The following is a 24,182-nucleotide window of genomic DNA, read 5'->3' on the forward strand; positions in this document are numbered from 1 at the left end:
GTGCGCGAAACAAAGCATATTTCAGGCTAAGTTTTATATTCGTACTAGATTGGGGTCAGCCGGATGCTAATCGCGTGAATCCGCGTTAGATCGCATGAGGTCAGGACCTGTGACGGACCGCGTTACAAGTCTTCTAGCAGGACCCTCTCGACATCCGAACTGAGCACCCACCCCTCCAACTCGGTCCTGGGTAGCCTTACCCTGGTCCAGCCGGCCCTCGTTTCGATGACAGCGACTTCTCGCCCTTTGTCCAAGTTGATCTCTGTCCGGGCCCTGGCGTTGGGAGCTTCCAGTACGTCTGTGGACTGGGCGATGATGACTCCCGTTTCGGTCCAGTAATTGCGACTGACCTGGTTGCCTACCGCGAGTACGCCAAATAGGAGTAGTCCGAACCCTGCGACAACTGCAACACGCCTGAGGGTAAGCGAGTAGGGTACATTGCGATTCCAGACGAGCGTCAGGACTACCGCCCAGATGACCAGCCAGCAGAGCAGAGCGATCAGTGTTGCTGCATTCAGCGACACCCAGGGCAGCCAGTTGGCGAACTGTCCAAGTGCGGGCACTGGCCTTTCCTGGGCCGCCCCCGGGTCGGAGACGCTTCCCCTTACAAGAGAAAGGTTGGCGTCTATGTCTTCGTCCAGTGGAGCAAGTCTCTTTGCCCGCAGATAGTTGAGCAGCGCGCGTCCCTTGTCATCCATCCGGTAGTAGGAATTGCCAAGGTTGTAGTAGAGGGTCGCGTCCTGATAGCCGAGTCTCGAGAGATGTTCGTAGCTGCGTGCGGCTTCTTCGTAGTTCCCGGACTCGTACAGGAGGTTCGCACTTCGAAATGCCTCAATGTCCAGCGAGTCGTCCGCCGCTACTGATTCGACAAGAGTAAACGCGCCTACGATAGTAAGCACGAGCAAGGTTACTGCCCTCACGCCGACAACTCCTCATCCAGCGATCGCACGATGGCCTGCACGTCACGCGCCACCTCTTCAGTACCTTCGACTTCTCGGCTGGAGAATCGCATCTCTGCGATTCTTCCCATCAGCTCCACCAGACGCTCAGAGGTTGCCGCACTCGCGCCGATCTGACCGAGTGAATCAGCGATCTCGGTGGCAGACATTCCCGAAGTGGGGCGTTCCAGTCTAACGTCCAGGTAGCCGTGCAGCGCCATGCTGGCGGCATCTGCCGTGGATGATCCGGGCTCGATCGCCGCAAGCTTGGCCAGGGCGGCCTGCGAGGCTGCGCTGAGGTCGCGAGATGAACTGACCGGATCGGGACGCCTCTTGTACATCACCAAGGTGGTGACAGCCAATACTCCTGCCAGTGGCGTGAGCCACAGCAGCCAGAACACGCTGCTGGCTGTGAGTGGACTTGTTGGGCGGGCAATGGAATCCGGGACCGGCTTGATATACCTGATATCTTGCGCCTCCGCATCTTCAGTTTCTTCTGAAGTTGCCAGGGGATCGGCCTCTGGAGAGCCTGGGTCTGGAAGCACTTCCACGCTAAACGAACGGCTTGTGAGGGTAACGTACTCTTCATCGCTGGGATCGAAGTAGGAGTACTCTATAGGCGGAAACTCATGGCTGCCGGAGGCGCTGGGAATAAGCACCCTCTCGAACTCTCTCGACCCCTGCACTTTCCCGTCGATAATCGACATCTTGTACGGAGCGTCGTTGTCGAACGCACGCCAGCCGGGAATCTCGGGCCACTCTGGAGCCGGAAGGGACTCCATGTTCCCTTCTCCCGTTACCGTTACCGTGAGTGTCACCGGATTTCCGATGTCGACCGTGTTGCTGTCCACTTCGGCCGCGATGCTGTATATGCCGACTGCTCCGGTGAAGGCGTCGGGCTCGCCGGGCGGCAGCGGCCTGACGCTGAGATTGATCTGTCTGGTCGGATACTGGGTAACGCTAGATCCCAGAAGTCCGCCCCTGACTGTGACGTTTGTGGGCTCGATCGTAAGGTCTCCGGCTAGGGTAGGGAACAAGACCGTGTTCGCTTCAGTAACCGTGTAGCTTCGGCCTGCTACGTTTGCGAGGCTCTCTTCTTCGCTGGACCTGCCAGGATTCCAGAAGCCCGCGAAGTCCGGTGCGTCGTATATCGGTCTGGCAAAAGGGTTTGCCGAGTAGAACCTCAAAGTGTACGTGATCTGCTGACCTATGTAGGGCGTGTCATCATCCACTTCTGACTCTGCAAAGAAGTCCTGACCTACGAGACTTGTCGGTTGCGGCGGTGGCCCAGGCGACGATTGCGTTGCTCCAGCCCCTCCTGTCACATTGACCGTGATTGGGTCCGTAATATGAACGGTGTTGTCGAGAATCACGTTGATTGGGTCGATATCAATCGAGCCGGTTCGCAATGGCTGGTACTTGAAGATGAACTCGAAGTGAGCTGACAGGGCCCCCTGTACGAATGCCTGGTAGCTCCTCCTTTCGCTGCCAACCAGGATGAGGCCGCTGATAACCGGGGCCTGCGGTAGAGGATGAACATTGGTTACGCCTTCGATTCGCAGGATCAGTGTAAGTACGTCGGTCAGCGTCAGGTCAGTCCGGTCCACGGAAGCCGTTACACTTGGCGTCTGGGCATGTGCCGGTGTGGTGGCCAGTCCCAGCAGAAGCAGCACTACAGCCGCCGCAATAGAAAGACTGACCTTGTTCACCGTACTCACTGGACCTACCAGTCCTGTGCCGGAGGCGTGCCCGGGAAGGACTGCAACATCTGAATGGCGTTCCTGAGCGGCTCGGCGTTCTCTCCGACCATTTCGAGCAGGCGCCGAGCCTGGTCCTCGGTTAGGCCTGTAGGAGGGATGATCGGTTCCAGTTCCTGGTCGCCTGTGCCAGGTTCGGAAGGTTCGTCTTCGGACTCTGTGGGCTCGCCTTCAGGTTCGCCCGCCTGCGGCTCACCCTCGGGTTCTCCCTCTCCTTCCTGTTCCTCACCCTCGCTGTCCTGCTCCGGCAGTTGCTGATCGTCCTGCTGTTGATTGTCCTGCTGCTGGGGTTCAGGCGTTGGCTGCTCCTGTGAAGGGTTGTTAGCCTCATCCTGTTGCTGCGGCTGGGGCAGATGCGCCAGCGCAAGTTCAAGGTTGTGCTTCGCATCGTAGTTGTCGGGATTGATCCGGAGCGCCTGCTTGTACATTTCGATTGCCTGTTCGTGGTCGCCAGCCTCGTACAGTGCATTTCCAGTGTTGAAAGTCGTCCAGTCAGACAGGTCCATGTCCTGTCCGGCCAACACCTGGTCGTAGGTGTCCACTGCCTCCCGGTATCTCTGCTGCCTGTACAGCGTGTTGGCAGTGTTGTACGAAGGCTCTTCGCGCCCTGGCATCGATTCCTGTGCGATCTCGTAGGCGTTAAGCGCGGTATCATACATTCCTGCGGAGAATGCCTTGTTGCCTACGTCCACCGCCTCCGGACCGTCACCGCCGCCGATCAGGGAGGGCACGCCACACCCAGTAATCAACAGCGTGAGCACTAGCGTGGCAAACCACGGAATGTAGAGTCGGAGTTTCATCGAGAAGTGCCTGATGGGGCTCTTACTGGGGAGCTTCTCCTCCTACTGGGGATCAGTAGAGAGGCGGCGAGAAGCGCAATCGCGCCGATGGCGAACCACTGAAATCTCTCGATCCTCGCACTTGTGATCTCACTTTCGACCACGGTCTTATCGAGTCTATCGAGTTCTTCGGCAATCACGGCCGCCGCGCTGGTCGAGCCGCCTGCCAGCACATATCTGCCGCCCCCGGCTTCAGCCACACTCTTGAGCACGTCCTCGTTGATCCTGGACAGCACCATATTGCCGTCACCGTCTTCCTGATAGCCGACGAGATTGCCCCAGTTGTCTTTGACCGGTATGGGCTCACCATCGGTTGTGCCAACACCTACCGTGAAGACTGTTAGTCCAGCATCCGCCGCCCGATTCGCGGCGCGTAAATAGTCGGATTCCTGCCGGTCATCTTCTCCATCGCTGATGATGACTATTGCTTTGTGGCCCACCCTGTCGTTGTTGAGACCCACCATTGACACGCTTATCGCCTTGTCGATAACTGTGCCCTGGCGAGCGATCATTTCAGTGTCGGCTCTGTCCAGAAACGTCCGAGCCGTCGCGTAGTCAAAGGTCAACGGAAATTGGATAAAGGCCGCCCCAGAAAAGAGGACGAGTCCAACCTCGTCCCCGTGCAGTCTTTCGAGAAGGTCTGCCGCTTCCAACTTCGCGCGTGAGAGACGATCAGGCCGGACATCCTCCGCCAGCATCGACCTGGAAATGTCCAGCGCAACCATCAGTTGCACTCCATGGCGCTCTACTATCTGTTCCGTCTCGCCCCACTGTGGCCGTGCTGCTGCCAGCACGACGAGGGCAATTACGGCGATCATCAGAACACTCCTGGCGATCTGCCATGGGGTGTTCACACTTCCAATCAGTCTCCTGACGAGTACAGGATCTCCAAACCGGGACAACGCCCTCTTGCGTGCAAAGTAGGCCCATCCAACTAATCCGGCCGCGACGGGGACAACAGCAAGGAGCAACAGAAGTTGTGGATTGCCAAACGTCATGGAGAGGACCTCAGGATCGTGCCGAGGAGCAGTATCTCCAACAGGAGCAGTGCAGCCCCTGGAATTAGCAGCCAGCCAGCCAGCTCTTCGTGCTGGGTGTAGACCGCAACTTCGACCTCTGACTTCTCCAGCGTGTTGATCTCTTCGTAGATGCTACGCAGGCCGTCAGAATCGGTGGCGAGGAAGTACTGCCCGTTAGTACTTTCAGCGATCTCTCTGAGCATGTCCTCATCGAGGTTAAAGCGTCGGAATCCCAGACTGCCGCCTGCAAATCCCTGCGAGCGTGACGATCCGCCCGGCGCCCCCATGCCAATTGTGTATACGCGGATGCCAAGAGTCTCGGCCGCTGCAGCCGCGGTGAGAGGATCGATTTCGCCCTTGTTGTTGACGCCGTCGGTGAGCAGCACGATCACCCTGCTCTCGGCCTCAGAGTCCTTGAGCATGTTGGCTGCGGTTGCCAGGCCCATCCCAATTGCGGTGCCGTCCTCCAACCCCAACTTGGCGGCAAGCTCCACATCATCCAGCAGGAAGGTCAGCGCTTCGTGGTCAATTGTCGGGGGACTGTGGATGAACGCATCGGTGGCAAAGACCACAAGTCCTACCCTGTCGTATGTCCGCTGTTCGATGAACTCAGCGATAACCTGCTTGGCCGCTTCCAGCCTGCTGGCAGGCATGAAGTCGAACGCTGCCATCGAGCCAGAGATGTCGAGAGCGAGAGCAATGTCGACACCTTCCCCACTTATGACCTCACGCGCCTCGGTCGACTGAGGTCGAGCTGCCCCTATGACCAGCAGTGCGAGGGCTATCCAGGCAAGTGCCGAAACGTAAGGACGGAGAGTCAACTTCCAGCTTCTCGTGGACCGACGAACTGCGAGTGTGTTACCGAACCGGATTCCAGCGGGCCTGTTCCAACCCCGGGCAAACAGGGGAATAAGGGCCAGTGCAAGCACCACGGGCAGCAGGAGAAGCAATGATGGGGTGGCGAACTCGAGGTTCAACGTGTGTACCTGCCAGACGTGTAGCCGCTGGATGGCCGGAAGCGTGACGGTGCGTCGGTGAGGCCGTTCAGCACTCTTCTTGCGGTTGCAACTGCCGCCCGAGCGTCACTCAACTCCGGAGAAAGGCGTGCGAACTTCACGAGGTCAGCCTCGCCAAGGACATCGCCAAGAGCCCTCACATCGCTGGGTGGAACAGGTCTGCGATCGAGCACCGAAATCGATTGCTCGGAAGTAAGCTCGGGTGCAGGAATCCGGAATTGGCCGAACAGGTAAGTCCTGAGACATTCGGCGACAAGTGCATAGTGTTCCAGGTAGCGACCCTGCCTCGGCAGGTCCTGCCGTTCGATGCTATCCAGTGTCGCCAGGGCATGCTCAAGGGGAGTGAGGACTTGCTGGGTCTGAACGGCTGCCTCGGACAGCATCCTCCGCCAGAAATAGACGCCAAGCAGGATCAAAGCCGCCGCGCTGGTAAACCCACCGAACATCCACGGCCACGTTGCAGGGAAGGGCACTTCAGCCTGTGGCCGGATGTCTTTCAACTCGTTCGCGCCAGATGCGAGGACCGATGCGACCTCGATCTCTATTGGTCGCACCGGACGGTTGATCACGCTGCCGTTGGGTCGTCTGATCGCAACCGATAGCTCTGGGGTAGAGTGGACTCCCGGTTGGAAGAGGACCGCTTCAATTGTCATTGCAGAAAGCAGCGATTCGTCCTCACCGATCTCAGTTGGGAGGTGAGTAGTCTTTCGTACTTCGAACTCGCCCCATTCACGAGGCACATCAGGGAAGATCACGTGGTGGTCGATCGGATGGCTGACCTTCAGCGTCAGCGTGAGTACATCTCCTACGGTTACTGACTCTGCATCAGCCTCCAGTCCAATACCAACAGGGGCCATCTGTGCGAAAGCCGTTTCGGACTGCAGCCCCCACGTAGCTGACAGCAGGACGGCAAGCGCTAGACTGCAACCTAGCAGTGAGACTCCCAAGCTCTTTCTCTTGCATGGCCAGCCGATCATCTTGCCAGCCGCTTCTCCCTGCGTTTGAAGAAGTCATTCAGCCCGCTGACGTACTCCTGCCCGTTGACCAAACCAATTCGATCAATCGCAAGAGATCTCATCATCTGGATCTTGGCCTCTTCGTCCGCACGTACCTGCTCTTCGTAGGAGCTGCGCCAGTCTTCATCGTCCGTATCAACCCACACCAACTCTCCAGTTTCGGCATCTTCCAGTGCGATGATTCCGATCTGGGGTATCTCCCATTCAACAGGATCGTGAAGATCGATGGCAACTACGTCGTGCCTCCTGGAAGTTGCTGCAAGCGCGCGGCGATACGACTCCAGTGGGGCAATGAAGTCAGAGATCAGAAACACAATGCATCGCTGTTTCTGCATGAGGTTCATCGAGTTGAGCGCCATGCCGATGTCGGTCCCAGTGCCCTCCGGCTGGAAAACGAGCAGGTCGCGGACCATCCTCAGAACGTGTCTGCGACCCTTCCGGGGAGGGACGACAAGCTCCAACTGGTCAGTGAAGACCATCAGACCGATCCGGTCATTGTTCGTAGTAGCAGCGAAAGACAGCACGGCTGCCAGCTCAGCCGCAAGTTCGCGCTTGAATCCTCCGGTCGTGCCAAACTCCGAAGAGCCGCTCGCATCGGCAAGCAGCATAACTGTAAGCTCCCGCTCTTCCTGGTAGTGGCGAATGAACGGTGAAGCCATACGAGCTGTGACGTTCCAGTCGATGCGCCTCACGTCGTCACCCGGGAAGTAAGGGCGTACTTCCTCGAACTCCATCCCACGCCCTTTGAAAACCGACTGGTACTCGCCCGCGAACACGTCGACGACCAGGTGTTTGGCCGTAATCTCAATCCGACGGATCTGTTCCATCAGGTCAGGAGAGAGCAACGGCGTGTCTCAGGGTACCCGGACGAGGTCCAGTATGTCGTCGACGATATTCGCCGATGAGATCGACTCTGCCTCAGCTTCGTACGTCGGGATTACTCTGTGCCTCAGCACGTCCGGGGCAATGTGTTTGATGTCTTCAGGTGAAACGTATCCTCGTCCCTGGAGGAATGCACGTGCCCTGGCGGCGGTTACGAGGTAGATGCTGGCCCTGGGCGACGCTCCGTAAGCGATCAAGGGCCTGAGATACCTGAGGCCGTCCTGGCTGGGATCACGGGTAGCCATTACCAGGTCCAGGACATACTCTTTGATCTTCTCATCGACATAGACGGAGCGGATCGTTTCCCGTGCCTTGAAAATCTGCTCGGGCAGGACTACCGGGTCGATGTCCGGTAGATCAGCCCCGGTCATCCTATCGATGATCAGTCTTTCCTCTGACCTGATGGGATAGTCGACGATCACCTTCAGCATGAACCTGTCAACCTGCGCCTCCGGCAGGGGATAGGTGCCTTCCTGCTCAATCGGGTTCTGAGTTGCAAGGACCAGGAACAGCGATTCGAGTGGAAAGGACGTGTCGCCAATGGTGACCTGGCGCTCCTGCATGGCCTCCAGGAGCGCGCTCTGAACTTTTGCGGGGGCGCGGTTGATTTCGTCGGCCAAGACCAGGTTAGCGAAGATCGGGCCCTTGTGGACCGTGAATTCGGATGTCCTTGGGTTGTAAATCTGGGTACCGATCAGATCGGCCGGCAGAAGATCGGGCGTGAATTGCAGCCTCGAAAACTGCGAGTTGATAGCCTGGGAGACTGTGTTAACCAGAAGCGTCTTTGCCAGACCTGGAACGCCTTCGAGCAGGATATGGCCGTCGGCCAGTAGACCGATCAGCACGCGTTCGACAAGCGTATCCTGGCCGACCACCACTTTTCTTATCTCTTCAATCAGGTTGTTGAGAAATGCGGACTCCTCCTGAACTTGCTCGTTCAAGTCTCTGATGCTAGCCAGATTCATCTGTTGCTCCGGTGTTGTTGAGAGTCGTCAACTGCGCGACCCAGTAAAGATGTATGCAAGAATCGGAGGCGACTTGCGAATTCTCAGCTCCACCACACTCGGTGTGTTCCATGGAAGGGCTGTTGCCACGTGGCAAAATGTGTCGCTCCCAATAAATTATACGGAAACACGTCCAGGCGTGGATTGCCGCCCTAAACTCAATGGCGAGCCTCCAAGAGACACCGAGTGTGCCACGGCAGGACCCGCATTATTCCCCGACATAGAGCTCCTCAGTCAATCGGGCATTCTGGAAGGCGAGATACTGTTGGGTTGTCATGGTCGGCTGGCTCGTATCAACGACATGCTTGGCTACCTGTGCGTCGTCGTAGAGCAGGTCGATGACCGACATTGCCATCGCCTTAGCGGGATTCACCACCGCCTGGACATAGTCGTCGACAACGTAGTCGATGCTGTGTCCGGCTCCGTGGGCGGCGGTTGTGTAGGGATGAATCACAGGCATCAGCTGGCTCAGGTCGCCCATGTCGGTTGAGCCGCCGCGGTTGCGGTCTGCGGGATGCTCAGCCACCTCGTTTTCGCCGACAATCTCCACGGCGTTGCGCTTGAACAGCTCCGTCATTGGGTCATTGTTCTTCATGGGAAGGTAGCCGGGGATCGTGACGATCTCCACACTGCCTCCCATGGTAAGTGCGCCGGCGCGGAGGCACCTGTCCATCTTGTCGTTTGCGTCTTCTATAGCCTCGGCGGTCCTTCCCCGGACTCGACCCTCGTATCGCACGTCTGCCGGTACCGAGTTTACCGCTGCCCCGCCCCTCGTCAGTACGCCGTGGAGCCTGACGTTGTTCTCATTCCGAAGCGTCTCTCGCTGGGTGTTGAGGGCATTCAGAGCGACCATCGCCGCCTGCAGCGCGTTCACTCCCATGTGAGGAGAACTGCCGGCGTGGGCGGCTTTCCCAATAAAGCGAACGTACTTGACCACGTGCCCGTTGGAAGTGCCGCCAACTGAGAACTTGGTGGACTCCTGTGAAGTAGACGCAGTATGCACCATCATCGCCATGTCGATGTCATCGAACGCGCCAAGCCTGATGAATTCCTGCTTGCCCGCCATCAACCCTAATTGGCCTTCCTTGTGCAGTCCCCAGCGGAACTCGACGTCGATAAACTCCTCGGCTGGGACTGCTATGAAGGCGATGTTGCCAGCAAGCGACTCGAGGACTTCCGGCACCAACAGGCCTACGGCAGCTCCCAGCATCATAGGAGTCTGGCAGTGATGTCCACATGCGTGGGCTGCGCCTGTGTCGGGATCAACGTGGGGGTGGTCGAGTACTCGTAGCGAGTCGAGTTCGCCAATTACGGCGACCGTTGGCCCTGGCCTGCCGCCTTGCACAATGCCCTTCAGTCCCGTTATCGCGATGCCAGACTGGTGGCTTATTCCAAGCTCGCTAAGTTTCTCGCTCACGAAACGCGAGGTCTTGTACTCGGTGAAGCCAGGTTCTGGATTGTCGAGTATCGTCCGGGCGGTATCCATCAGCCATTCGGCGCGATCGTCGATAGCGGCCTGGGCGCTAGCCTTGAGATCATCTATATTGGGCATGTTGGCCCTCCGTGTGGTCTACTCGGTATGGGTGCCCTCTTTCACCATCGAGCGCATCAATTCTAGGTAACTTTGCTTAGTCAACGGCGGCCGGCAATCGCCTGCGATCCTTCGCGCGTTCTCAGCTCCGTGGGTGAGTAGGTCTATGACCGTCATCGTCATCGCTTTTGCCCCTGTCAGCACTCCCAGTTCGTAGTCCTGCACGACGTAGTCGTTGCCGTGACCGCTCCCCGTCGCAGCGTTGACATACGGATGTATGACCGGCATCAGCTGTGACACGTCACCCATGTCGGTGGAGCCGGTCCGGTGCCCCAGCCTTCTGACGCTTTCACTTCCAACGAGAGTTCTGGCATTGGCGCCGTACAGTTCAAGCATCGACTCATCGGACTGAATTGGAAGATATCCCGGCAGTGTAGTTATCTCTACTGAGCCTCCGACAGCCATGGCCCCGGCGCGCAGCGCTCGGTCAACTTTAGTGGAGGCGTCGAGGAAGGCCTCCGTTCGCGCTCCCCGGACGTAGGTCTCCATGCGAACGTCGGCAGGCACTGAGCTCACTGCGACACCGCCCTGAGTGACAATCGGATGAATACGAACCGTATCCGGATCCTGGTAGGTCTCCCTCTGTGCGTGAATTGCGCTCATGGCAATCATTGCCGCATTAAGGGCGTTGACTCCCAGATGTGGAGCGCCGCCGGCGTGGGAAGCTCTTCCCAGGAATCGAATTCTCTTGGCGACCATTCCGTTGTTGGTCCCACCGAACGCGATCGTGCCGCTGTCGGAGTCTGTGCTCGACGTGTGGGTCATCATCGCCAGGTCCACGTCGTCCAGCTCTCCAAGTCTTATGAATTCGGGCTTTCCGCCGATGAACTCGAGCTTGCCCTCACGTCTAAGGTCGTCCCGGTACTCGACTTCGATGTACTCCTCAGCCGGAACTGCCATCAGTGCAACGTGACCCGTTAGGGAGTCGAGCACGCCCTCTGCAAGTAGTCCTGCCGCGACTCCCAGCATCATTCCAATCTGGCAGTGGTGGCCGCAGGCATGGGCGGCCGAAGTGTCCGGGTCTGCGTGCGGATGTCCTAGCACCTTCAGCGAGTCAAGCTCGCCCATGACCGCCACTGTAGGTCCGTCCGTCCCCCCATGAAGGTCGCCCCGCAGCCCTGTAATTCCAATGCCGTCCTTGTAAGGAATCTCCAGTCGTTGGAACGCCTCGGCGACGGTCTTTGCCGTCTTGAACTCCCGGAACCCTGGCTCTGGGTTATCAAGAATCGTCTTCGTGATCCCGATTAACTCGTCTCCTCGCCGGTCTATCTCGGCGAGCGCAATCGACTTAATCTCATCGACTGTCCTCATATTCGAACTCCAAACTCAAACTGGCGCGATTTTAGCACGATAGGCAAGGTGTGGCTTGCCATCCCCAAACGACAGAGGAAAGGCCCCACTTTGGCAGAGAGAAATGTTGGAACAGTGTCGTTGCCCACTTAGCCTCTCTGTGCTACATTCACGCCGAGTAGATACTTCATATCGAATTCAAAGTCGCGACTGGGCGGAGGCTTCTCATGGCAGGACCATACTCGGTAACTTTCGACTACAACGTACCGATATTGCTAAGGGACGGTGTTACCACCTACGCAGACGTGTTCAGGCCGCAAGTTGAGGGTAAGGTCCCAGCCCTGCTCCAGCGGACTCCCTATGACAAGACGGCACCGTCCAACCGGACTGGAACGCTGGACGCAATCAGGGCTGCGAGTTATGGATACGGCGTGGTTGTCCAGGACGTACGCGGTCGATACTCATCTGAAGGCGAGTTCTACACATTCTTCAACGAGATCAATGACGGCTACGACTCTGTTGAATGGGTGGCGTCACAGCCGTGGAGCAGCGGCAAGGTGGGCATGTTTGGAGTCTCCTATGTTGGCGCGACGCAGTGGCTGGCTGCCAAGTCCGGAGCTCCGTCACTGGCCGGAATCGCACCAGGTGTTACGGCTTCTGATTACCATGAGGGTTGGGCGTGGCAGGGTGGTGCGTTCGAATTAGGGTTCAACCTCTCCTGGGCCATAGGTGCGCTCGCATCGGCCAACTGGGTCCATCTGTCTAATAGATTGCACCTTGGAGATGATGACGCCAACAGTCTCATTGCCGCCAAGGACGACCTGAACAGGCTGTACCAACACCTGCCGATGAAAGACCTGCCGGACCTACAGGGAGGGCTCGCCCCCTACTACTACGACTGGCTTGCTCACCCCGAGTATGACGACTACTGGAAACAGGTCTCCATCGAGGAGTCGCACGCCGACATAGGTATACCGGCCTTCAACTTCGGTGGTTGGTATGACATTTTCCTCGGCGGCACCATCAAGAACTACGAGAGGATGCGGGAACTGGGCGCGACGGACCTGGCCAGGAACGGCCAGCGCCTGACGATCGGGCCCTGGATTCACGGAGGCTCGCCACTATCAGTGTCAGGTGAGTATAACTTCGGCACTCGGGCCGCCGCGCCGGCCATCGACCTGATGGGTGAGATTCTCAGGTACTACGACTACGTTCTACTGGGAGAAGACAACGGCTTCACCGATGACAAGCCAGTCAGGATCTTTGTCATGGGTGAGAACGTCTGGCGATACGAGGATGAGTGGCCGCTGGCCCGAGCAGAAGAGACCAAGTTCTTCCTGCACAGCCGGGGCGAGGCTAACTCACTCAATGGCGACGGCGCCCTCAGCACCGAAGAGCCAGGTGACGAAGCCCCAGATGTCTATGTCTACAATCCGCTGACGCCAGTACCTACCGTTGGCGGCGGTCTGTGCTGCGACCCGGCATTCCAGGCCAACGGCGCATTCGACCAGCGCTGGGTCGAGGGCCGTCAGGACGTTCTCGTGTACTCGACACCACCTTTGGGTGAAGACGTCGAAGTTACCGGTCCTGTCACAGTGACGTTGTACGCCTCAACCAACGCATCCGACACGGACTTTACTGCGAAGCTGGTAGACGTAGAGCCCTCTGGATATGCTCGTAACCTTACTGACGGAATCATCAGGGCTCGCTACAGGAACGTTCGGGAGCCAGCCTCGCCGATCAGGCCAGGCGTGATATATGAGTACACGATCGACCTCTGGGCGACGGCCAACCTGTTCAAGAAGGGCCACCAGATCAGGGTGGAAATATCTAGCTCGAACTTCGCGAGATTCGACCGAAACACCAACACTGGCGGTGAGATAGGGGCAGAGGTAACTTTTGTGCCGGCGCTACAGACCGTGTATCACACGTCTGAGCACCCGTCCCATATTACGCTGCCAGTAGTTCCGAGATAGCGAGCTAAGTCCTATTCGGAAAGGAACTCAAGAGCAACCCTGGCGAATTCTTCGGGGTGCTCATGGGTCATCATGTGCCCGGCATTGGCGATTGTGTGCGATCGTGATTCAGATATGCGGGATGTGAGAATCTCTGCATAAGACGATGGCACGATCTGGTCGTTGTCTCCCACGATGACGAGTGTCGGACGATTGATCCTGTGGATGCGTCGTACTAACCCCTTGTCAGGTATTGGCCATAGGAATTTGCCGACCGTGCTGAGCGACTGGTTCCTGTTGATGACCTGCCATCCAAGCTCTTCATCGTCCTTTGGCACTGGGTACATGCTTAGAGCGGCGTCGGAATCAGGATCGGCGAACAGGGCCTGCCGGATGTCGAAAGCTGGGGTGGTGTTGTAGTCTCGACCCGGGTTGTTGTCCTGCCAGAATCCGGCCGGCGCGGCCAGTACCAGCTTGCCCAAATCGGCAGCTCGGAGGGCAGCCATTTCTGCGGCGACCATCGCGCCGGAGTAGTGGCCGACGACGTGGGGAGACTCCAATCCAAGGGCCTCGATCAGGTCGGCATGATACAGCGTGAGCTCCAGGAGATTATGAATGTGGTCGATGTCGCTATCGCCCTCGAACCCAGGATGGGTCGGCGCGTAGACTGTAAAGCTGTCCGTCAAACCATTCAGGAACCCAGGCCATTCCGAGTAGCCGAACGCGCCATGCAGGTAGAGAATCGGCGGACCTGAGCCTCGAACTTCGTACTTGGTCGTTATTGGCCCAACTTCTACAGTTAGCTTGTCTGCGGTTGTCGTCATTTTGATTTCCTATGCGGTCTGCTGCTTTCGTAGAGAGAGGCGAGTCTGCGCTCGCCTCTCATGCTGTCTTTTGGCGACTCGGGCTGACGGCCCGTTTACGAACCTACGAGTCTAGTCGCCGGCTACTGGGGCTGGTGAGGCCCTGTCGGGCTCGGCGACCGGCTGTGGCCACCAGCGGTCTTCGTACTCGTCCCACATGTCTTCGATGTATGGCTTGACCTCGGTCGCAAACAGCTCTGTGTTCATCATGGTCAGGTCGCGCGGCATGGAACCGATCTGAAGAAGCGTCATCAGGTGGCCCACGCGTAGCCCTTCTATGGCCTTGCGCAGTTGCTCAACAACTGTCTGGGGGCTGCCTGCTATGACGTAGCCCTGTTCCACGTAGTCTTCCCACGTCAGGCGCTGTCTATATCTGCTCGCAGCGGCGCCGACCTGCTGTACTGCACCGGACTTTATCGTCCGAATCGTGCGGTAGCCGGGAGCCTCCGCGAATCCCTCGTACACATGGAGACACTTCTTGTAGAAGTAGTCGACGTGCTCTGCGTAGAGTTCCTTGGCCTTCTCGTCGGTCTCGGCGACACAGACCAGTTGAAGGAATCCGGCCCTGTACGGATTGTCGTCCACACCCAGGGACTCCATCTCCTTCCAGAAGCCGTCCATGACCTGGATGCCGCGCTTGTACCCGAAGTAGCTCAGGTAGCAGTAGACGTAGTCCATGCGCGCGGTCCACTCCCACGTTTCAACGGACCCACCGCCAGGTATCCAGACCGGCGGATGGGGCTGCTGGAGCGGCCTGGGCCATATGTTGGCGTACCTCACCTGGTTGTGCTTGCCATTGAACGCAAACGGCTCCGGCTCCGTCCAGGCCTTCATGACCAGGTCGTGCGCCTCGTAGTACTTCTCGCGCAAAGTTGCCGGAGGTTCGCCATAGGCGTAGTTGGTGTCCATCGAGGTGCCGACAGGGAATCCAGCCACCAGCCTGCCGCCACTGATGCAGTCCAGCATCGCGAACTCCTCCGCCACCCTCAGGGGCGGGTTGTACAAAGCGAGGCTGTTGCCAAGGACGACGATTGCAGCGTTCTTGGTGCGCCGGGTAAGCGTGGCTGCCGTGATATTCGGCGACGGCATGATTCCGTAGGCGTTGTTGTGGTGCTCGTTGACGCAGATGCCGTCGAACCCCACCTGGTCGGCGAACTCAAGCTCATCGAGATACTCGTTATAGAGCTCGTTGGCCTTTACCGGATCGAACAGGTGGCTGGGCACATCTACCCACACGCTCCTGTACTTCTCCTCGAAGTCCTCAGGGAGATACCGGTACGGCATAAGGTGGAACCAGCAGAGTTTCATGAGTTGTCCTTTCCGACGTGTGTACGAGCGCTCGGTGGGTCAGGTGATTAGTCTTCTTCGAGCGTACTGGTGTCGCCTTCAGGGAGCCCAAGTTCACGGGCTTTCAGGAGTCGGCGCATGATCTTTCCAGAACGAGTCTTCGGAAGGCCCGGTATGAAGTCGATCTCACGAGGCGCGACTGCCGCGGATAGCTTTGACCTTGCGAACTGCATAATCTCTCGGCGAAGCTGAGGAGTCTCCTCGTAGCCGTCCTTCAGCGACACGAAGGCCTTGACGACCTCCATCGCGATCGGGTCGGGTTTGCCAATCACTCCGGCCTCAGCGACCGCCTCATGCTCTATGAGAGCGCTCTCGACCTCGAACGGACCGACAAGGTGTCCGGCCGTGTTGATGACATCATCGGCGCGGCCAACAAACCAGAAGTACCCATCTTCATCCACCCGCGCCGTGTCGCCCGTGATGTACCAGCCCTTCTTGAACCTGGAATTGTACATCTCCAGGTTCTGCCAGTACTGGTGGAACATGGAGGGCCATCCGGGTCTGACGACCAGATTGCCGTCCTCACCGGTAGGTACAGGATCGAAGTTCTCGTCCACGATGCCAAGCTGCACGCCTGGGATCGGCCTGCCCATCGAGCCAGGCTTGATGGGCATGGAGGCGTAGTTGGCGCACATGATCGCGCCGGTCTCAGTCTGCCACCAGTTGTCATGGAAGGCGTGACCGATCGCTTCCTTGCCCCAAACGACTGCTTCAGGGTTCAGGGGCTCGCCGACGCTGGCAGTGAAGCGCAGAGTAGAGAGATCGTACCGCTTGGGGATCTCGTCGCCTGCCTTCATCAGCATCCTGATCGCGGTTGGGGCGGTATACCAGACCGTAACCTTGTGCTTCTGGATCTGTTCGTACCACGCGCTTGCCCGGAAGCCGCCTTCGTAGATCAATTGCGTGACACCATTTGTCCATGGCGCAAGCATTCCATACGACGTTCCGGTGACCCACCCTGGGTCGGCAGTGCACCAGTAGATGTCGTCTTCATGCAGGTCCAGCGCCCACTTTCCGGTTGCGTATTGCTGGACGACGGCCTGGTGGCGATGCACCGCGCCCTTCGGCTTGCCCGTCGTGCCGGACGTGTAGTGCATGATCGAGAAGTCATACTGGGACGTGTTCACAGTTGTGAAGTCCGCTGACGCCTTACCCATCTCCTCGTAATAGTCGAGGTCCTGAGAGTCAATGGGCGCTGGATCGCGGCCGTCCTTGTTCACAATGATTATGTGCTGGAGGTCGAACAACTCCGGAATAATATGCGCGATTCGCCGCCGCAGGTCGGGCTGGGTGATCAGTACCTTAGCCCCTGAGTCCTGGAGCCTGTCCTTCACGGGGTCAGGTCCGAATGCCGAGAACAGGGGGCCAGCGATGCCTCCGGCCTTCAGGATCCCGAACACGGAAATGAACTGCTCGGGAAGGCGGTCCATGAAAGTAAACACACGATCGCCGGTCTGGATGCCGAGGCTCTTCAGAACATTGGCGAATTTGTCGGTCTCACGCTTCATGTCGCCGAACGTGTAGTCCTCACGCTCGCCGTTCTTGCCTTCCCAGATCATCGCGAGTTTGTCGCGCTTTCTGCCGTTGGCGTGACGATCGATTGCTTCGTGAGCCTTGTTCAGCCCACCTCCTGGCAGCCAGTCAAGCTCGGAGTACATCTGCTGCCAGTCGAACTCTGTGACGTTTTCACGGTCCAGGTTCGGGGCGACGTCGAAGTCGCTGACAGGTGGTTTGCCAATCGTCTCGAATGAATCCCCAGTGGTCATGTCACTTCCTCCGGTTCTGTGATCAAGACACGTTCAGACCGTGTCATGGCTGTGACTCCGGAATCGGTGGCGTTCCGGCCATTCAAAGCGGACGCCGGAATCCGGAATAACCCAAGTGTGAAATTCGGGCCCATTATACACAAATCACGTTCGACTGGCTGATTGGGGCCAGCGAGCCCCGTACCTTGAAGAGAGTGTGGAAGATTGGCTGTTTCCAAGAGAAGTAGTCGACTGCGAGCGATTTCTTGACCGTCTCGAAGGCCGTTCATATAATGGCGCCACCTACGCGCCGTATTGCGCCATATGAATGGAGATTCGAGTGAGCTACGAACACCTATTGCTTGATGTACAGGACCGTATTGGCATCATAAAGCTGAACCGGCCTGAAGTCCTGAACGCGATGAACCGGAAGTTGTTCAGCGAGATTGACGCAGCAGTGACTCAATTGGAAGAAGATGACGGCATTCATGCCATCATCTTCACTGGTGCCGGCGAGCGCGCCTTCTCAGCGGGGGCAGACATCCATGAGATGGCCGAGCAGGCGACGATGGAAACTCCACCGCCTCCTGATCCCAGACGCCCCGAGTATTCCTGGCACATAGCGGCCGCCAGCAAGCCAACTATCGGTGCTCTGAACGGCCTGGCCTTTGGAGGGGGAGCCGTGCTCGCCTCCAGCTTCGACATCCGTGTCGGCTGCGAACGCACCAGATTCCGCTTCCTTGCGGTGCAGTACGGCAGGGTGAACTCCACATGGAGCCTTCCCCAGCAAGTAGGTTGGCCCATTGCCAAGGAACTGCTATTCACCGCGCGAGTGGTCGAGGCAGAGGAAGCCCATCGAATCGGCCTGCTTAACCACCTGGTCCCGGCTGAACAGCTAATGGACAAGGCCATGGAACTGGCCGGTCTCATCGCCGACAACGATCCTCGAATGGTACAGGGCGTCAAGCAACTTCTCATCGATGACATCGGCGAGGGGTGGCGAAATCACTACGACAGCGAGTTGGATGCACAGGCCACCACGTTGGCGCCAACGCCAGTCCTCGAAGGCTTCAAGCCCTTCCTTGACAGGAAGGGAAGAATCTAAACGCACGGTCCGCTCTGTACAGGGAATAGGGCATCGAGCGCCGACCACCGGCAGAAAGAGAATGACATCATGACCGAACTCCAGACTCCCCTCGAAGGACTCAGGCTACTCGATCTCGGACGATACCAGGCTGGACCCCGTTGCGCGCTGATGTTCGCGCGAATGGGCGCCGAGGTCATCAAGGTCGAATCGGTCGGCGGAGACGAAAGCCGTCGAAACGGACCGCGAGTTCGGGGCCAGAGCGCATACTGGGTTCAGTACAACTCGGGCAAGAAGAGCCTCGCAATCAATCTTAGGACGGATGAGGGCAAAGAAGTCCTTAGAGACCTAGTCAAGGAGTCGGACTTCTTCTTACAGAACTTCAGGCCGGGCACCATCGACATCATGGGATTCGGTTATGAGACTCTAAAAGAGTTGAACCCAAAGATAATCATGATTAACGTATCGGCCTACGGCCAGTACGGTCCGTACAAGGAGCGCGTGGGCTTCGATCCAATCGGGCAGGCAATGGGCGGCCTGATGTCGCTGACAGGCTTCCCGGACGACCCACCGATACGCACCTTCTTCCCGCTGATCGACAGGATAACTTCGCTTCATGCGACGATAGGCGCGCTGGCAGCCCTGCGTGAACGTGAGATCTCTGGCATGGGACAGGAACTGGAAGTGTGTCTGGCCGACACAGGCTACACCGTCAACGAGATTCCCATATCCGCCTACCTCGGCGACGGCTACGAGCAGCCGCGCGAGGGCAACGGACGCGGTACCGGAGGGACCTACAAGACAGCTGACGGCTGGATGATCATCGCAGCCACTAACGAGAATATGTGGACCCGCCTCTGCGAGGCCGTGGAACGTCCCGATTGGCTGGAGGACGAACGCTTCACGACACGCGAGCTTCGCACGCAGAATGCCGACGCTCTCGAAGAGGGTCTGAGCGAGTGGTTCGCCGACAAGGAAATGCAGCCTACAGCCGACCACCTCGCGGCGCACGGCGTTCCGTGCTCCCCAGTCAACACGACTGCTCAGGCGGCGAGGGACCCGCATCTCACGGAACGTGAGGTCATGATGGAGGTGCCCGACCCCGTCGCAGGCACGATGTGGGTAACCGGAAAATCGGTCAAGTTCAGCCGGACTCCGATGGTTGTCGGTACTACCCCGATGGTTGGTGAGCACACCACAGAGATCCTCAGTGATGTGCTTGGCTACGACGACTCGAGGATCCAGTCACTGCACGATTCGGCAGTCGTCAAGTCGGCAGAACGTGTAGCCGCTGCGGCTGATTAGCCGTAATTCAATGGTTGGACAGCATTCAATCAAACACCGAGCAAACGTGGTCGGTATAGTTCTCGTTAACTCTGGAGGTTGGTAGTGGTAACAGGCAATCTCCAGGGTAGAGTGGCCCTCGTAACCGGCTCTGGGCGCAACATAGGCCGCGCAACCGTGCTGGAATTGGCGCGCCAGGGTGCAAACGTCGTAACTAATGCGCGTGCCAACAGCGAGGAGGCTGAGGCCGTTGCAGCGGAGGCCCGCGAACTCGGAGTACGGGCAATTGCCACGACCGCCGACGTTGCGGACCAGGGTGCCGTCTACAGGATGGTCGGAGAGGCGATAGCTGAATTCGGGCGGGTCGACATTCTCGTCAATAACGCAGGGATGCGTGCCTCAAAGCCTTTTACAGAGATGACTGTGGAAGACTGGCGCGAGGTGAACGGTGTCAACATGGACGGACCGTTCTTCGCGTGTCAGGCCGTTGTGCCAGGGATGATTGATCGTGGCTGGGGTCGGATTATCAATGTTTCCGGACTCAACGCCTTCAAGGGTCGTGCCGAGTGGGCGCACGTCTGCGCGGGCAAGATGGGAGCGCTGGGCATGACGAGAGCGCTCGCCGCAGAACTCGCGCAGCACGGCATACTTGTCAACCACATTGTCCCTGGGGCATTCGACACCTCCCGGGTCGAGGGTCAGTCGACTCCAGCTCCGAATGCCGACATTCCTGTGGGACGTCTTGGAATGCCCGAAGAGATCGCACACACTGTCGCGTTCCTCTCATCCGAGGGCGCCGCATACATTACGGGTCAGAGTATCCACGTAAATGGCGGCGTACTCATTGCGTAGCCATAGGAGCCGTCTTAATGCTGGTAACGGTTGTCTTCCTCGCTAGCTACCGCGAGATCGCTGGCACAGCCACGGCCCGGATAGCGCTGGCCGCCGGATCGACCATTTCGGAGCTTGTAGCTCAGGTCTGCGCCCAGTTTCCGGGGTTGCCAGACCCTGAACGCATAGTCGCGGCGGTCAACAACGAGTACCGGGAGCCTGACTATATACTGGACGACGGGGATGAAGTCGCGCTCATCCCACCCGTCAGTGGAGGCTCATAAATGAACTCTACCTCACCGATCCACATCACCCACGAGCCACTGGACGTGGGTAGGGTGGCCGAGCTTGTACAACACCCTGGCGCAGGAGCAATTGCGACTTTCGTGGGAACTACACGCGATCACACGGGCGATCGCAGGGTCCTGCGGCTTGAGTACGAAGCCTATCGACCCATGGCCGACGAGCAGCTCCAGAGGGTGGCGGACGAGATGCTGGACCAGTGGGAACTCACCGGGGTGGCGATCCATCACAGGCTTGGCAGGTTGGAGATTGGGGAAGCCAGCCTGGTGGTCGCAGTATCGTCGGCACACCGGCAGGCCGCGTTCGAGGCGTGTCACTTCAGTATCGACCGTATTAAGCAGATTGTCCCTATCTGGAAGAAGGAGTTCTTCGTAGGGGGAGAGGTATGGGTCGGAAGCCAGGAGGACTTCAATCCCCTTGGTGCACATGAAGTTGCCGTTGAGTGTTGAATCCACTGAGATTACGCGAATTTGTGAAAAATTTATCTATTTCCACCGTGTTCACTCTCTGAGAAATTCCTTACTGGCGAAATCCGCCACCCCATACGACGATGAATACGATTCACGTAATCACTGAGTTGAATAGTAACGAATTTCACAATCGGATTCCTTGATGAGCGGTGTATTCTCTGGTATAGTGCAGTCCAAACACGGAGGGATCGCACATTCGGCCATCTTGGGTCGCAGACCTGAGTAGTTACCGGCATAGAGCACACCATTTAAGCCAAACGGTATACACCTCGTTAACCACGGGATGTTATTCCTCCGACCCCTACTCACCATCGCAATCCGCATAGCTTGTTACCCGAAATCAAACGAGAGCTAAATCAATAATGCAAAGCTACTACGTCTGGACAGTTGGCTGCCAGATGAACAAAGCGGACTCCGAGCGGCTTGAGAGCGCCCTTGACCAGATGGGTCTCTCGCCAGGAGAGTCCGCCCGTGATTCCGACGTAATCGTTCTCAATAGTTGCGTGGTTCGTGAGAGTGCTGAAGACCGAGTGGTTGGGATGCTCACACACCTCAAGCCGGTCAAGCAGCGAGACCCGGACAAGGTCCTGGCTCTAATGGGCTGCATGGTCGGCCCTCGCAAGGATCAGCTTACCGAGCGGTTCCCGTATGTCGACGTATTCATGCAGCCTCAGCAGTACGATCCGCTCATCGAGCTTTTGGGAGACAGGCTGGGTATTGATCCAGAAGGTTGTGTTGGACCGCTTACGGCGACACCTGACGTTGCCACCTTCATCCCAGTGATACATGGTTGCGACAAATTCTGCTCGTTCTGCATCATCCCGTACCGGCGGGGCAGGGAAGTCAGCCGGACGGTCGAAGAAATCGTGAATGAGTCTGTGCACCTCGTTAAGAGAGGCGTAAAGGAAGTTACGCTGCTGGGCCAGAACGTCGACTCTTACGGCCACGATCTGCCTGGTTCGATCGATTTGGGTGACCTCCTTGCGGCGGTCAACGATGTCGAGGGGATTGAGCGTGTCAGGTTTCTGACGTCGCATCCTAATGACATGAGCGACAGCATCATCGATGCAATCGCCAACTTGGACAAGGTCTGCGAACATGTAAATCTCCCGTTCCAGGCCGGCGACGACCAGGTGCTGGCCGACATGCGCCGTGGGTATACAAATGCTGAATACCGAGACAAGATTGAGCGCATTCGGGAACGGATACCAAACGTATCGCTGGCCACCGATCTGATAGTTGGCTTCTGTGGCGAAACTGAGGGGCAGTTCGAGCGCACAGCGGAACTCGTCCGTGACATCGGATTCGACAAGGTCCACGCGGCTGCATACTCGACCAGACCGGGCACGATCTCAGCGAGACTCATGCAGGACGATGTTCCCGAAGCCGAAAAGCATCGCCGGCTCAAGGTCATCGAAGAAATTCAGGAGTCCGTATCAGCCGGAATCAACGCACGACTGATGGATACGACTCAGCAGGTACTGGTTGAGGGTCGACGCAAGGGCAGGTGGTTCGGCCGCAATCGGAACGACAAGCTGGTCTTCTTTGACAGTCCTGATGACCTGAAGGGTCAGATGGTGGACGTAAACATAGAGCGCACGAGCCCCTGGTCGCTCCAGGGTGCTCTGTAAGATCACTGACGCGGGTTGAATTAAAAGGAACCGGTTGAAGTCCAGATAGGGTTGAAGCGTCATGGCAATAGCCGAACTGAAGACACCGACCATCCCAATCACTGAAATCGAGCAGTCTGCGTTCTGTACTACAGATGACGAGCTTTCATCCCGGACTCTCGAGGACGAATTCTCCGTAGGGGTCCGATGGCAGAAGCTGCCAATCGAGTACATGAGGACATCTCCAGAAGAGCTTGACGCCAACATCAACGAGGCCCGTGTGAAGCTCGGAAGCAGACTCGTAGTTCTGGGCCATCACTACCAGAGAGACGAAGTCATCAAGTTTGCCGACTTCCAGGGAGACTCCTTCAAGCTCTCACAGTTCGCAGCGTCCCAGGAGGATGCCGAGTTCATCGTCTTCTGCGGTGTCCACTTTATGGCTGAGACCGCTGACATTCTCAGTGGGTCCAGTCAGAGGGTCATCCTCCCTAATCTCACTGCTGGCTGCTCCATGGCAGACATGGCCCAGATCGATGACGTTCTGGACTGCTGGGACGACCTCACCGACGTGGTTGGAGACCGTGGCGGCGTAGTACCCATCACATACATGAACTCCACCGCCGACATTAAGGCGCTATGCGGCCACAACGACGGAATAGTCTGCACGTCCTCCAACGCGCCAGCAACGTTCGAGTGGGCGTTTGAGCGAGGAAGCCGCGTCCTATTCCTTCCTGACCAGCACCTTGGCCGAAATACCGGACTCAAGATGGGCATCGATCTTGACGACATGGTCGTGTGGAACCCATTCAAGGAGTTTGGCGGGAACACCGAAGAGCAGCTCGCGAATGCCAAGGTGATCCTCTGGCAGGGTCATTGCTCCGTACACACTCGTTTCACTGTCGACCAGATTGAAACGGCGAGGGAGAAGTACCCTGACGTGAACGTGCTAGTTCACCCCGAGTGCACGATGGAGGTAGTTGAGGCGGCAGACTATAACGGTTCGACCGAGTACATCAAGTCAATGATTGCAGATTCTCCATCAGGTTCAGTGTGGGCGGTTGGTACAGAGATCAGCCTCGTAAACAGGCTGGCTGCTCAGAACCCTGACAAGACTGTCTTTTGTCTGGACTCGGTAATCTGCCCCTGCTCCACCATGTACAGGATCCATCCAGCCTACGTATCGTGGGTGCTGGACGGACTGAACGAGGGAGTCGTAGTGAACAGGATAAAAGTCGCCGATGAAGTCGCTGAAGAGGCTAGAGTTGCACTCGACCGAATGCTCGCCGTAACCTAGCCGATCATCCTGGTAACTGTACTCAAAGTAACGCCGGCCCATTC

At 57.7% G+C, this 24,182-nt stretch carries 21 protein-coding genes; 8 read left to right on the forward strand and 13 right to left on the reverse strand.

Annotated features, from left to right (window positions below; genetic code table 11):
• Positions 1 to 122 precede the first annotated feature (122 nt).
• The 10 genes from J4G14_04070 to J4G14_04115 all read right to left on the reverse strand — a co-directional run bounded on the left by J4G14_04070 (position 123) and on the right by J4G14_04115 (position 11,373).
• Positions 123 to 920: a tetratricopeptide repeat protein gene (locus J4G14_04070; GenBank protein ID MCE2456972.1), complete on the reverse strand. Its 798-nt coding sequence runs from the start codon at positions 918 to 920 to the stop codon at positions 123 to 125.
• Complete coding sequence (locus J4G14_04075) at positions 917 to 2,656, reverse strand: protein BatD (protein ID MCE2456973.1); 1,740 nt, start codon at positions 2,654 to 2,656, stop codon at positions 917 to 919. The genes J4G14_04070 and J4G14_04075 overlap by 4 nt, the downstream gene beginning before the upstream one ends.
• A gap of 5 nt (positions 2,657 to 2,661) precedes the next feature.
• Positions 2,662 to 3,495 carry a tetratricopeptide repeat protein gene (locus tag J4G14_04080; GenBank protein ID MCE2456974.1) on the reverse strand — a complete coding sequence of 278 codons (834 nt, stop codon included), beginning with the start codon at positions 3,493 to 3,495 and terminating at the stop codon, positions 2,662 to 2,664.
• The gene (locus tag J4G14_04085; GenBank protein ID MCE2456975.1) at positions 3,492 to 4,532 is read right to left on the reverse strand and encodes a VWA domain-containing protein; all 1,041 of its coding nucleotides are present in this window, start codon (positions 4,530 to 4,532) and stop codon (positions 3,492 to 3,494) included. Before J4G14_04085 ends, J4G14_04080 begins: the two co-directional genes overlap by 4 nt.
• Positions 4,529 to 5,530 carry a VWA domain-containing protein gene (locus tag J4G14_04090; protein MCE2456976.1) on the reverse strand — a complete coding sequence of 334 codons (1,002 nt, stop codon included), beginning with the start codon at positions 5,528 to 5,530 and terminating at the stop codon, positions 4,529 to 4,531. Before J4G14_04090 ends, J4G14_04085 begins: the two co-directional genes overlap by 4 nt.
• Positions 5,527 to 6,516, reverse strand: coding sequence for a hypothetical protein (locus J4G14_04095; protein ID MCE2456977.1), 990 nt, complete (start codon positions 6,514 to 6,516; stop codon positions 5,527 to 5,529). Before J4G14_04095 ends, J4G14_04090 begins: the two co-directional genes overlap by 4 nt.
• Positions 6,517 to 6,542: 26 nt before the next feature.
• Complete coding sequence (locus J4G14_04100) at positions 6,543 to 7,430, reverse strand: DUF58 domain-containing protein (GenBank protein ID MCE2456978.1); 888 nt, start codon at positions 7,428 to 7,430, stop codon at positions 6,543 to 6,545.
• A 9-nt stretch (positions 7,431 to 7,439) separates the two neighbouring features.
• Positions 7,440 to 8,432, reverse strand: coding sequence for a MoxR family ATPase (locus J4G14_04105; protein ID MCE2456979.1), 993 nt, complete (start codon positions 8,430 to 8,432; stop codon positions 7,440 to 7,442).
• A 247-nt stretch (positions 8,433 to 8,679) separates the two neighbouring features.
• A complete protein-coding gene (locus tag J4G14_04110; protein MCE2456980.1) occupies positions 8,680 to 10,023 on the reverse strand; it encodes an amidohydrolase in 1,344 nt (447 codons plus the stop codon).
• 18 nt (positions 10,024 to 10,041) lie between these two features.
• Positions 10,042 to 11,373: an amidohydrolase gene (locus J4G14_04115; GenBank protein ID MCE2456981.1), complete on the reverse strand. Its 1,332-nt coding sequence runs from the start codon at positions 11,371 to 11,373 to the stop codon at positions 10,042 to 10,044.
• A gap of 206 nt (positions 11,374 to 11,579) precedes the next feature.
• On the opposite strand from J4G14_04115, the gene J4G14_04120 reads away from it, so the two are divergent.
• Complete coding sequence (locus J4G14_04120; GenBank protein MCE2456982.1) at positions 11,580 to 13,328, forward strand: CocE/NonD family hydrolase; 1,749 nt, start codon at positions 11,580 to 11,582, stop codon at positions 13,326 to 13,328.
• An 11-nt stretch (positions 13,329 to 13,339) separates the two neighbouring features.
• Here the strand turns inward: J4G14_04120 and J4G14_04125 are convergent, their stop codons facing one another.
• The 3 genes from J4G14_04125 to acsA form a co-directional block, all read right to left on the reverse strand.
• Positions 13,340 to 14,131 (reverse strand): alpha/beta hydrolase, encoded by a 792-nt coding sequence (locus tag J4G14_04125; GenBank protein MCE2456983.1) that lies wholly within the window; start codon positions 14,129 to 14,131, stop codon positions 13,340 to 13,342.
• 111 nt (positions 14,132 to 14,242) lie between these two features.
• On the reverse strand, positions 14,243 to 15,478 hold the full coding sequence (locus J4G14_04130; protein ID MCE2456984.1) for an LLM class flavin-dependent oxidoreductase: 1,236 nt from the start codon (positions 15,476 to 15,478) through the stop codon (positions 14,243 to 14,245).
• A gap of 47 nt (positions 15,479 to 15,525) precedes the next feature.
• Entirely contained in the window at positions 15,526 to 17,283 is a 1,758-nt protein-coding gene (gene acsA / locus J4G14_04135) for an acetate--CoA ligase (GenBank protein ID MCE2456985.1), read from the reverse strand.
• 319 nt (positions 17,284 to 17,602) lie between these two features.
• Between acsA and J4G14_04140 the strand changes: the two genes are divergently transcribed.
• The 7 genes from J4G14_04140 (at position 17,603) to nadA (ending at position 24,138) form a co-directional block, all read left to right on the forward strand.
• The gene (locus tag J4G14_04140; GenBank protein ID MCE2456986.1) at positions 17,603 to 18,367 is read left to right on the forward strand and encodes an enoyl-CoA hydratase/isomerase family protein; all 765 of its coding nucleotides are present in this window, start codon (positions 17,603 to 17,605) and stop codon (positions 18,365 to 18,367) included.
• Between the two features lie 69 nt (positions 18,368 to 18,436).
• Complete coding sequence (locus J4G14_04145) at positions 18,437 to 19,651, forward strand: CoA transferase (GenBank protein ID MCE2456987.1); 1,215 nt, start codon at positions 18,437 to 18,439, stop codon at positions 19,649 to 19,651.
• 84 nt (positions 19,652 to 19,735) lie between these two features.
• Positions 19,736 to 20,482 (forward strand): SDR family oxidoreductase, encoded by a 747-nt coding sequence (locus J4G14_04150; protein MCE2456988.1) that lies wholly within the window; start codon positions 19,736 to 19,738, stop codon positions 20,480 to 20,482.
• A 17-nt stretch (positions 20,483 to 20,499) separates the two neighbouring features.
• Positions 20,500 to 20,745 (forward strand): molybdopterin converting factor subunit 1, encoded by a 246-nt coding sequence (gene moaD / locus J4G14_04155; GenBank protein ID MCE2456989.1) that lies wholly within the window; start codon positions 20,500 to 20,502, stop codon positions 20,743 to 20,745.
• Positions 20,746 to 21,213 carry a molybdenum cofactor biosynthesis protein MoaE gene (locus J4G14_04160; protein ID MCE2456990.1) on the forward strand — a complete coding sequence of 156 codons (468 nt, stop codon included), beginning with the start codon at positions 20,746 to 20,748 and terminating at the stop codon, positions 21,211 to 21,213.
• Positions 21,214 to 21,596: 383 nt separating this feature from the next.
• Positions 21,597 to 22,865, forward strand: a complete 1,269-nt coding sequence (gene miaB / locus J4G14_04165) for a tRNA (N6-isopentenyl adenosine(37)-C2)-methylthiotransferase MiaB (GenBank protein MCE2456991.1) — start codon at positions 21,597 to 21,599, stop codon at positions 22,863 to 22,865.
• 61 nt (positions 22,866 to 22,926) lie between these two features.
• Entirely contained in the window at positions 22,927 to 24,138 is a 1,212-nt protein-coding gene (gene nadA, locus J4G14_04170) for a quinolinate synthase NadA (protein ID MCE2456992.1), read from the forward strand.
• Positions 24,139 to 24,182 lie beyond the last annotated feature (44 nt).

This window comes from Dehalococcoidia bacterium, from assembly GCA_021295915.1.
Classification (GTDB): Bacteria; Chloroflexota; Dehalococcoidia; order Lucifugimonadales; family UBA1123; genus VXRN01.

What these genes read in the sequence shown, in the direction of transcription:
- J4G14_04080 (MCE2456974.1), bottom strand. Translation starts at nt 3,495, where the DNA reads ATGAAACTCCGACTCTACATTCCGTGGTTTGCCACGCTAGTGCTCACG.
- J4G14_04085 (MCE2456975.1), bottom strand. Translation starts at nt 4,532, where the DNA reads ATGACGTTTGGCAATCCACAACTTCTGTTGCTCCTTGCTGTTGTCCCC.
- J4G14_04105 (MCE2456979.1), bottom strand. Translation starts at nt 8,432, where the DNA reads ATGAATCTGGCTAGCATCAGAGACTTGAACGAGCAAGTTCAGGAGGAG.
- J4G14_04110 (MCE2456980.1), bottom strand. Translation starts at nt 10,023, where the DNA reads ATGCCCAATATAGATGATCTCAAGGCTAGCGCCCAGGCCGCTATCGAC.
- J4G14_04115 (MCE2456981.1), bottom strand. Translation starts at nt 11,373, where the DNA reads ATGAGGACAGTCGATGAGATTAAGTCGATTGCGCTCGCCGAGATAGAC.
- J4G14_04120 (MCE2456982.1), top strand. Translation starts at nt 11,580, where the DNA reads ATGGCAGGACCATACTCGGTAACTTTCGACTACAACGTACCGATATTG.
- J4G14_04125 (MCE2456983.1), bottom strand. Translation starts at nt 14,131, where the DNA reads ATGACGACAACCGCAGACAAGCTAACTGTAGAAGTTGGGCCAATAACG.
- J4G14_04130 (MCE2456984.1), bottom strand. Translation starts at nt 15,478, where the DNA reads ATGAAACTCTGCTGGTTCCACCTTATGCCGTACCGGTATCTCCCTGAG.
- acsA (MCE2456985.1), bottom strand. Translation starts at nt 17,283, where the DNA reads ATGACCACTGGGGATTCATTCGAGACGATTGGCAAACCACCTGTCAGC.
- J4G14_04145 (MCE2456987.1), top strand. Translation starts at nt 18,437, where the DNA reads ATGACCGAACTCCAGACTCCCCTCGAAGGACTCAGGCTACTCGATCTC.
- moaD (MCE2456989.1), top strand. Translation starts at nt 20,500, where the DNA reads ATGCTGGTAACGGTTGTCTTCCTCGCTAGCTACCGCGAGATCGCTGGC.
- J4G14_04160 (MCE2456990.1), top strand. Translation starts at nt 20,746, where the DNA reads ATGAACTCTACCTCACCGATCCACATCACCCACGAGCCACTGGACGTG.
- miaB (MCE2456991.1), top strand. Translation starts at nt 21,597, where the DNA reads ATGCAAAGCTACTACGTCTGGACAGTTGGCTGCCAGATGAACAAAGCG.
- nadA (MCE2456992.1), top strand. Translation starts at nt 22,927, where the DNA reads ATGGCAATAGCCGAACTGAAGACACCGACCATCCCAATCACTGAAATC.